The sequence below is a fragment of the Treponema sp. UBA3813 genome (assembly GCA_002368605.1).
Lineage (GTDB): Bacteria > Spirochaetota > Spirochaetia > Treponematales > Treponemataceae > Treponema_D.
In genome coordinates this window covers 19,996-29,475 of record DFEB01000073.1, presented here as the reverse complement: position 1 = coordinate 29,475, position 9,480 = coordinate 19,996, and the positions used below count along the sequence as shown (strand labels likewise).

General features: G+C 45.2%; 7 protein-coding genes. 1 reads left to right on the top strand and 6 read right to left on the bottom strand.

Annotation, left to right across the window (positions count from 1 at the left end; translation table 11 throughout):
* Positions 1 to 283: 283 nt before the first annotated feature.
* Positions 284 to 1,588: a histidine--tRNA ligase gene (gene hisS / locus B2089_RS11165; protein ID WP_296325542.1), complete on the top strand. Its 1,305-nt coding sequence runs from the start codon at positions 284 to 286 to the stop codon at positions 1,586 to 1,588.
* A gap of 65 nt (positions 1,589 to 1,653) precedes the next feature.
* Here the strand turns inward: hisS and B2089_RS11160 are convergent, their stop codons facing one another.
* The 6 genes from B2089_RS11160 to B2089_RS11135 form a co-directional block, all read right to left on the bottom strand.
* Positions 1,654 to 2,070, bottom strand: coding sequence for a hypothetical protein (locus B2089_RS11160; protein ID WP_296325538.1), 417 nt, complete (start codon positions 2,068 to 2,070; stop codon positions 1,654 to 1,656).
* On the bottom strand, positions 2,049 to 2,456 hold the full coding sequence (locus tag B2089_RS11155; RefSeq protein WP_296325535.1) for a (deoxy)nucleoside triphosphate pyrophosphohydrolase: 408 nt from the start codon (positions 2,454 to 2,456) through the stop codon (positions 2,049 to 2,051). The genes B2089_RS11160 and B2089_RS11155 overlap by 22 nt, the downstream gene beginning before the upstream one ends.
* Before the next feature lie 60 nt (positions 2,457 to 2,516).
* The gene (locus tag B2089_RS11150) at positions 2,517 to 4,814 is read right to left on the bottom strand and encodes an N-acetylmuramoyl-L-alanine amidase (protein ID WP_296687327.1); all 2,298 of its coding nucleotides are present in this window, start codon (positions 4,812 to 4,814) and stop codon (positions 2,517 to 2,519) included.
* A complete protein-coding gene (locus tag B2089_RS11145) occupies positions 4,814 to 5,476 on the bottom strand; it encodes an HAD family hydrolase (protein ID WP_296325528.1) in 663 nt (220 codons plus the stop codon). The genes B2089_RS11150 and B2089_RS11145 overlap by 1 nt, the downstream gene beginning before the upstream one ends.
* Before the next feature lie 206 nt (positions 5,477 to 5,682).
* Positions 5,683 to 6,474, bottom strand: a complete 792-nt coding sequence (locus B2089_RS11140; RefSeq protein ID WP_296325525.1) for an outer membrane lipoprotein-sorting protein — start codon at positions 6,472 to 6,474, stop codon at positions 5,683 to 5,685.
* Between the two features lie 67 nt (positions 6,475 to 6,541).
* On the bottom strand, positions 6,542 to 9,412 hold the full coding sequence (locus B2089_RS11135) for an efflux RND transporter permease subunit (RefSeq protein ID WP_296325521.1): 2,871 nt from the start codon (positions 9,410 to 9,412) through the stop codon (positions 6,542 to 6,544).
* Positions 9,413 to 9,480 lie beyond the last annotated feature (68 nt).

Genomic DNA, 9,480 nt, shown 5'->3' with positions numbered 1-9,480 from the left:
TTTGCATTTGCTGAACAGTGCAAAAACAAGCGTAGGCGGGGTTATGGCACGAATCCACTTTGTGCGAGCGAGCGAAGCGAGTCTAATTTCCAATTTCGCACAACCGTGGATTCCAGTGCCATGTTCCCGCCGAGAGCTTGTTTTTGTGATTATCCAATAATTTGCAAAACTCGACATTTGACCAAGTAAAAAATTTTGCTAATCTGTGGAAATCTCTGCTAATCTGTGGAAATCTCTGCTTATCTGTGGATAAACTTCTTTCTTTTCGCTAAAATATCCAATTATGGCAGAACTCATTCAACCCAGAGTCCTTAAGGGATTCAGAGACATTTTACCCCAGGCGGAAATCGTCCGCACAAATTTGCAAGAAAAAATCACCAAAGTTTATCGCTCATACGGCTTCGTTCCAATCGACACGCCGGTTCTTGAATATTCAGAAATTTTACTCAGAAAATCAAACGGCGAGACAGAAAAACAGGTTTTCCGCTTTATGGACAACGGCAAGCGAGATGTTGCCCTCCGTTTTGACCTTACAGTTCCCTTTGCCCGCTTTACGGCAGAGCACGAAAGCGAGCTTTACTTCCCTTTCAAGCGCTACCACATAGCAAAAGTATGGCGTGGCGAAAAACCTCAGGCAGGCCGCTACCGTGAGTTCGTGCAGTGCGATATTGACACGGTTGGAAGTGACAGTGCGGCAAGTGACTTTGAGATTCTTTCTATTATGAAGGCGGCCCTGGCAGAAATCGGCGTCACCGACATCACGATTCATGTAAATCACAGGGGAATCTTTAACCGCTTCCTTTCAAAACTCGGTGTATCAGAAAAAAGTGAGGACATTCTCCGCTCTGTTGATAAGCTTGCAAAGGTAGGTCAGGAAGAAGTAAAAAAAGAGCTGATTGAATACACTTCTTCCCAAGAAAAAGCAGAAGAAATCTTAAAATACATTGCAGGCTCCAAAGATTTTGAATCAACCCTCAAGATGATTACTGAAATGGCCGGAGGCGAAAGCGAAGACTCAAAGCGAATGAGGGACATTTACGAGATGATGAAAGCAGCCGGAATCGAATCAAGTTATGTACTCGACCCTTCAATCACCCGCGGACTTGACTACTACACCGGAGTCGTTTACGAAACTTTCCTCAACGAGCTTCCTTCAATCGGTTCAGTCTGTTCAGGCGGCCGCTATGACAACTTGGCAGGCCTTTACACAAAGACAAAATTGCCGGGAGTTGGTGCCTCAATCGGCCTAGACCGCCTTATCGCAGGCCTTGAGCAGCTTGGCAAACTTGAATCAAAAGGAAGCTACCTTGACGCAGAGATTTTCTGCATGGACGCAAGCCTCGTAGTTCTCTACCAGCGCGTCGCCGCAGAACTCCGCTCAAAGGGAGTTAAAGTCGAAGTCTTCCCAGAAGCAAAGTCGATGAAGGCGCAATATGCCGTCACAGATGCAAAGGGCATTAAATGGGGAATCTTGATCGGCTCAAACGAAGCGACAAAAAATGCCGTCACATTGAAGAATTTGCAGACTCGCGAGCAGTTTGTAGAAATCTCTGTGGAAGAAGCTGCAAAGATAATTCTCAAAAAATAGACGCAGATTAACGCCGATAAACGCGGATAATAAAAATTGTTCATCTGTGTGTATCTGCGTCTCTATTATTTTATTGATTTTTTCGCCTGCTCAGCTTTTAGTTTGTTGGAGTAGACTTTTACCGCGCTTGAGGGAATCCAGCCGTCTTCAAGCGCGTACCACAATTCTTTTTTTTCGTCCTTTTCGCCCTTGTCAATGACAACCGTGCAATTTCCCTTAATTTCGTAAATTTCCCCCTTTCTGAAGGATGCGATTGTCTCACTCTCATAGCTCGCATCTTTACGACAGGCGGCATAAGGATCTTTGATTAAAGCCCATTCAATCCGCGGAGAAAGGTCTTGTGGCGCAAGGCTCTGCATTTCAAGCTGGCCGTCATTTTTCGTGCAAGAAACAAAATAAAGACAGAAAAAAAAGCCAACAAATACGAGGATTCTTTTAATCACAAAGCAGACGATTCGCATCATTTTTTGCTTGCGACCCATTTCATTACATCTGGATAGATGAGCATATCTGAATCTACAAAATTTAAAGTAGGAATTTCGGCAGGAAGAGCCCACTTGTATTCAGTGTGTTCCGTAAGAACATATTTTTGAGCAATACCGTCATGAGGAACGGTAATCTCATAGGCGTGCAAGGCAACCTGCTGGTCATTATGGACAAAGAATGTCTCGGTGATTTTTTCGCCTACAATCACCTTTACGCCGAATTCCTCTTCAAATTCACGGACGATTGCAGTTTCATCACTCTCGCCCTCTTCTACTTTGCCGCCTGGAAATTCCCAGCGATTTCCCATCTGCCCGGTGGGATTGCGATGTGCGACCAATATTTTTTCGCCGTCAAAGGCAATACATGCGATTGATGTTTTCATAATCTCCTCTTATATATTTAACCACAGATTAACACAGATGTACACATATTATGCAGAAGTTTACTTCTGAAAAAAAAGCTCCACACCCTCCAGCAGACCTCTTGCCCTTTTTTTAAGCTCTTCGGTATTGGTATCCGTATGCTGATTTCCCAGTTCTATGTCCACGCTGGGAATCGTGCTGTAAGAAGTCTGAGTCAAATCTATATCCATTTTTCCGCCACCAAAGACTTTCAAATCCTGAGAAGCAAGCCCTTGAACAAGACATTCTCCCAGTCGCTCGCTCTCCTTCCAATGCTTTTTTACATTTGGAAGATACTTGATACCCTCCGGGACAGAGCAATAGAAAACGCCCTTATCTTCACTTGTATTGTCTGAGTCATAATGAATGGAAATGTGGATTTTCGCATTGTTGTTGGCCATGACCGTCCTGGCGACATTATCAAGCTGAACATCCTCATAATCACGAATCATAAGAACATCATAGCCGGCATCCAGTAGCATTCCGCAGAGAAGGTGGGCCGTCCGTAAATTAACCTCAGATTCCCTTCTTCCGTTTTTAAAGACCATGCCATCACTTATCGCAATCGATTCCAAAGCTCCTGCAAGGGTAGTTCCTCCGGTGACTTTGGGAGACTTGTCTGGGTGAGAAAATGTTTTTACGAGAGCACCACCTTTAGTACCGTGCCCGGCATTTACCGCAACTGTGATATTTTTCCGCTTCTTTTTTGCCTTGTAGAAAAATGCCTTACCAGAGTTAATTTTCGAAAATTCCGCAAATTGCCATTTTAAATCAAAGTAAATTCTGTCATCAATCCAGCTTCCGTCATCTTTGAATTTTTTTACCTGGGTCAGCATTTCAAGCCAGGACTTTCCGTTTTTTCTTATGACCGAAAGAGTATTGATATTCACAGAATTCGCTGGAATTTCAGCAAGGGCATCCTCTGTTTCAGGATTTTCTGAATCAAAATAATAGAAACCCAGCGCACTGATGACATAATTTTTACCGTCTACTTTGCCGAGATACATGAAGACATGCCCCGGAAAGCCCATGAGAGTTCCTTCCTCAAGGGATGACAGGGCAGATTTCCTTGAAGAAAGAGATTTTCCGTCAAAATTAACGGATTTTCCCGCAACTGAAAGTTGGGCGCGGCTGTTGCGAGGAAGAGAAAAACCGAAGCAACGGTAAATGTCTTTTAAATATTCAGAGCAATCCCTTGCATTCTCCATGCCGCCCCACCCATAACGGATTCCCAAAGGCTTAAATGCAAGCGTAAGAACATTTGCACTCGTGTAATCAAGGAGACCGAGGCTACAGCGGCCAGCCGGGATCGTGGCATAAGCCAGCGAAAGATTTCCAGCTGAATTTCGATAAGGAATCTCCACCATGTAACTGGCATAAGGCAGTCGTGGATGAAGGGCACTTTCAAAGCGTTTGTCATTCCAGTCAGCCGTAAAGAGATAGGTTCCCATAAAAAATTCACTCACCCCAGAAAAATCATCACTCTCACAGGGAAGCACATATTCATCGGGGAGAATAAAGCGGTCATCTGTAATCGTAACGAAAGTATCCTGGGGCTTTTCGGCATAGTCAAAATAACGGTTGAATTCCTCACCAGAGCAAAAAGCAACATCTTCGGCATGAACCCAGCCAGTACAATAAGAAGTTCTCACATAAAGCCAGTTTTTTTCCTTGCTTTCCCAAAGCACAAGAAGAGGCTCTCCCAGCAACATGCCTGAATTTTGGGCCACATCGTCATACCAGTTTTTTTCGTCATCAGTATAAAATCCGTCATCAGGAATAAGGCGCATATTTGTACGGCGGACACAAATCGCCTTTCGGACAGGAAAATCTTTTTTATATGAAGCTGAATCGCTGACCTTTCCCCCAGAAAAGTAAGAATAGCTTTCCAAAGAAGAATAATTCATCGCCTCAAAAATCAAGCGCCACTCTTTTTGGGTGACTTCGTGCACTTCCTCACCATTTTTTGTTTTTACTTTTTTCAGCCAGGGATTTTTTGAGGAGTGCCGAAACATACCGTCACGAATCTCTGCCGCCGAAATATGAGAGTCGATTTTCCGCAAATCAGTAAGTAGAGGCAGAGAAACAGAGCCAGGATAAAGAAGATTAGAATTTTCCCTGTTCCATGCGGCAATTTCAGAAAGGGACATTCTGACTTTGAAAGGATTTTTTGACCGCTTAATCCAATAATCCGCCGTAAGCATGTCGCTGTTAACATCAGGAGCAAGGCGCACAGGAAGGGATGCTGATTCAGCAAAAGAGCGGCGGGAGGTAGAAGCACAGGAAAGGAAAATAATGAGCAGTGAGAAGCAAGCAATGACTAATGCAATTTTTTTCATCACCATGCTCCTTTCGTTAAAAAGTCAGCCGCCTCTTTCAAATTCTTGAAGATTTTCCAGGCTTTTTCTCTCATTTCGTCATCGGCTGGAATCAAATCGGGAACCATAATGCATTTTATGCCCGCGTTAAAGGCCGAGCGCACACCGTTGGGGCTGTCTTCGATTGCGACACATTCAGAAGGAGAGAGAACAAGGGAAGAAGCCGCCTTTAAGTAAATTTCAGGGTCTGGCTTTGAGTGGGTCACCATGTCGCCAGTGGTGATGCTTTCAAAATAATCGAAGATGCCAGCCTCTTTTAACTGGGGGAAAACCCGCACTTTTCGGGTAGAGCTTGCCACCGCCAGGCGGAAGCCGGCTTTTTTGAGAGAGTCAAGGCATTCTGAAACGAAAGGCATTTTCCCTAGGCCCTGCTCTTTCCAGACCACATCAAAAAGCTCGCTGGTTCTCTCACGGAAGGCAGCGGCAGATTCCGCGCCCGGAAGATACTTTTCCAGGAGGCGGGTCGTATCAGCCCGGCTTCGCCCCACGCACTGCAAGAAGATTTCATCTATGTTTTTAAGCTTATATTCGCCCGCCGCCCGCGCCCAGCAGACCTTACAGACAGATTCAGTATCAAGCAGAACCCCGTCCATATCAAACAAAAGGGCCTTAATTTTTTCCATAAGGAAATTATATCAGAAATCCCCAAAAATTGCACGAATTAGAAAAAATCACAAGCGCTCAAACGAGATGCCAGAAAATGCAAAAAAGGGGCGGAAGTGAGGTTCTGGCAAAAAGTCGCTTGAACTTGTTCACCGCGACTTTTCTGACAGGTTCTCACTGGAAGCCCCTTTTTTGTTTTATCAGATAATTTTCGTTTGAACGCTTTTTATTTACCGTTTGTCAAGAAATCCGTCGTAAAGAAGCGGTCTGCAAGCGGCTGGTCAATCTTCAGATTTCCAAGTTTCATGATTGAGGCATGCTTTTTCTGAACATTGGTCATGACATTCTCTGTAGGAATATTGTAAACATGTCCACCGTTGCCAGTCATCTGCGTAATAGATTTGATTTCGTTGACTTTGAGCAAGTTGCCCTTTTTGTCGTACAACTCGATGTAAGTCGGAATCCATGAATCTTTTGTGACCCAGGAAATTCGTTTTGAATACTGGCTAGATTTCGGGTCTTTCGGGATTGACTCAACCACATACAAATCCTTGAAGTTGCCCTTATCCTCGCTCTCCTTGAGCAATTTATGAGTATCCTCGTCAACCTCACGGCTGCTCATATCGTCATAAGAAAAATCAGTTCCCACGAAAGACTTTTCACCATCGCTTGCGGCAATTCGGCGTGTGCTTTTAAGGTCTGGAAGATAAATCCACTTGTCATCGTCCTTACCTTCATTTTCTTTTACCAAAAAGCGGGTGTTCGCAACTTTTGCAGGTGAAAGGAAAACCATGGTCATGTCAGTAAGACCATCCTTGCAGCGTCCGTATTCACCGACTTTACGGGTCTCCTCCACCTTTCCGTCTTTTGTGAGAGTGAGAAGAACCGCCGCCTGAGTGAAGTCCGGCTTCTTGCGGTCAAAGACTTTCTGCATGATTTCAGTTCCGTCGATTGCAAATGCAGAGGCTCCCATCAAAAGGGCGACTGCCACAGCTGTAAGTTTTTTTGTCATTTTCATTCAGATACCTCCTGTTCTATATCCGTTCAAATAATTAAACCATTAAACCTTATTCAGGTTACAACTTTTACTTTTTTTCTGCTTCGATTTTTGCCTTATATGCTTCTTTTTCGTCCTTTGACCACATGAATTTCGGATCGAAGGCGTTCAGAAGCCCCGGAATAACCGTCATTGCCAGCATTGAGCTTGTGAACATGACGACGGCAACCAGAATTCCGATATAGCGTAAGATGATGAACTTAGAGAAGACCAGGACAAGGAAGCCCAAGCCAACGGCAATCGCGTTCGTGACGATTCCCTTTCCGCTGGACTTGAAAGTCGCTTTTGTAACGCTCTCAGAATCGTTGGACTTTTCCCTTTCATGCTGATATGTTTCCATAAAGTGAATCGTATAGTCAATTCCGACACCGATTGCGATTGAAGAAACAATGCTGGTACAGAGGTCAAGGCGGATTCCCATAAAGCCCATAACCATAAAGTTAAGCAGGATTACAAGGCCAAGGGGAATAGCTCCGATGAGGCCAGCCCAGCCGCTCTTAAATGAAAGGGCGATGATGATGAATACCATGACAAGGGAGAATACGATTGAAACCATCTGGCTGTCGATGACAAGGTGGCTCATGGTGTTTTCCAGGGCGGCGCTGCCAGTGGTCTCCACGGTGTACTTGTCCGTGGGGAAATATTTGGCAACATAGTCATTGATATCGTTGATAAGCAAGCCCGTGTCCACAGTTGAGTGAGTGCGAAGCTGCACCTGAGTTCGGATTGCCTTAGGATTCGTCATATCGTCGGCAAAACGAGTGATTGCATCACTGGAAAGAAGATAGAGATACTGAGTGACCAAGTTAGAAAGATTCTCCCGGCGATCAACTGAGTATTTTTCAATGTCATAAGGAATTTCATAATATGCAAGGCCGTTGTAGTTCAGCTCACGCTCAAGCTCCCTCACCACAGCATTAGTGCTTGCCTTCTCACCTCCGGCAGCGGCATAAGCACGGTTCATCATCTCAAGGATGTCCTTGACCTTTGCCGGTGAATCGAGGATATCAGCACTCTCCGACTCAACGCCGCTTGTACCAGCGACAGGAACATGCATAACCTGATTCATTCGCTTGATAAATGTGGTGAAAGATACTACCTTGCCGATTTCCGGGTGCTTTGCCGCAAGATAATTCTGCAAGTCATCAACGGCACGCAAAATCTCCGGGTCAGTGAGGGAATAATACTGTTTGACAGGCTCTGCGTCAGCGGTATTCTCTGAAGAAGAGGCGGGCTCATCAAAAGAAGAAAAATCAAAGTCACCGAAATCAGAATCAGAAGAAGATTCAGTTACAGACTCAAGTTCAGTCCCCAGGGCAGGCTCTTCAAATTCAGAGAAATCGAATTCACCCAAATCAAGAGCCTCTTCCTCACTTTGGGCAGAATTCTCAATCTCCTTGCCCTTTATGACAATGTACATGCTGTTCGAGCCGGAAAGAGTCTCGTCCACATAGGCCAAATCCTGGCGGAATTTGCTTGTACGGGGGAAATAGTTGACCATAGCCGTATCGACCACCAGCAGCTTCAATCCGATAGAAGAAAGGAACAAGATGACGAGAACGAGAATCACCAGACGGGGTTTTGTTCCCGCGAAGAAGTGATAAATAGAATACAAAGTGCTTGCATTTGCCTCGTCCTTAGACTTTCCTCCCCGGCGGGCAAGCTCATGCTCCAGGCGGCGGCGGATTTTAGTTGAAAGCCGGTTATTGTTCTTCCAGTGTTTTCCAACGACTTTAACCGGAGTTACATAAAGAAGGGCCGGAATCAAAGTGATTGAAAGAATCAGCGCGAAAGCAACGCCTGACGCCGCAAAAATCGAGAATGAGCGCAAGGGGCGCAAGGGACTTGATACATTAGAGATAAAGCCCGCGACAGTGGTGACAGCCGCAAGAAGAACCGCAATCCAAACATCCTTAAGGGCGAATTCAATTGCCCCGGCGTGATTTTCCTTGGTGATTTCGCCTTCAATTTTGTCCAGTCCGATGTAATAGTGAGTCATGACATGGATTCCGTAAGCCGAGCCGCAGGCAATGAGACAAACCGGAATCATGCTGCCGATAATCGTAAAGCTGAAATCAAGGAGACAGAGCAGCCCCACTGACCAGACAGTGCTGATTAAGACCGTGATAAGAGGCAGGAGAGTTCCGCTCCATGTGTGGAATGAGAAGTAAAGAGAAAAGAGAACGATAAGGGCTACGAAAGGAATCAAGTTGATGAGGTCGCTCATGAGGAATTCCCGCGCATCGTGGGACATAACCGGGTCTCCGAAATAACGCACCTCAAGGTCAGAGCCGTCAAGCTCCTCCTCGCAGATTCCCTTGATTTCGGCAAGAATCTTGTTCTGAATGTCAGAAGGAAGCTCCTCTCCGTCCTCGGTTGAGGCGGTGATTGTAACCATCATCTGGGTGGCCTTAAAATCATCGTTTACAATGACGCGGTTGTACATTTCCTGCCAGTCTATGATTTCCTGCTTTATGGTTTTCATTCCATCAGCCGTGAAAGAATAGGCATCATCATCACCCAAAAGGCTTGAGGCTTTGAGAGTGCCCTCCCCGTCCTCGGAAATCTCGCCGTGAATAAAGTCAATGTTGGAGATTGAGTCAATATTCTCAACATAATTCACGCTCTCAATCCGGTCAGTAATTTTTTTTACGACATTAATGTATTCCGGAGTGAGAATCGTTGCCCCCTTTGTCTCAAGGGAAATGCCCAGCATGAGCATTGAGCCGAAAGTATCCTCGGTTTTGAGCATGAGCTTGTAGGAATCGTCATCCTTGGGCATGAAAGTGCGGCTCGTATTCTCAATTTTGATTGTACGAAGCTGCCAGCCAAAAAACACCGTAATGGCCGCGCAAAGCGCAATGATAAGCCACGAGCATTTCAGCATTTTCTTAATCATTTCTGCTTCTCCTAATAGAAATATTTTAAAGAACCTCTTGCAATTCCACGGTGAATGGTGTAAGATTG

What these genes read in the sequence shown, in the direction of transcription:
- B2089_RS11160 (WP_296325538.1), bottom strand. Translation starts at nt 2,070, where the DNA reads ATGGGTCGCAAGCAAAAAATGATGCGAATCGTCTGCTTTGTGATTAAA.
- B2089_RS11140 (WP_296325525.1), bottom strand. Translation starts at nt 6,474, where the DNA reads ATGAAAATGACAAAAAAACTTACAGCTGTGGCAGTCGCCCTTTTGATG.
- hisS (WP_296325542.1), top strand. Translation starts at nt 284, where the DNA reads ATGGCAGAACTCATTCAACCCAGAGTCCTTAAGGGATTCAGAGACATT.
- B2089_RS11150 (WP_296687327.1), bottom strand. Translation starts at nt 4,814, where the DNA reads ATGAAAAAAATTGCATTAGTCATTGCTTGCTTCTCACTGCTCATTATT.
- B2089_RS11145 (WP_296325528.1), bottom strand. Translation starts at nt 5,476, where the DNA reads ATGGAAAAAATTAAGGCCCTTTTGTTTGATATGGACGGGGTTCTGCTT.
- B2089_RS11135 (WP_296325521.1), bottom strand. Translation starts at nt 9,412, where the DNA reads ATGATTAAGAAAATGCTGAAATGCTCGTGGCTTATCATTGCGCTTTGC.
- B2089_RS11155 (WP_296325535.1), bottom strand. Translation starts at nt 2,456, where the DNA reads ATGAAAACATCAATCGCATGTATTGCCTTTGACGGCGAAAAAATATTG.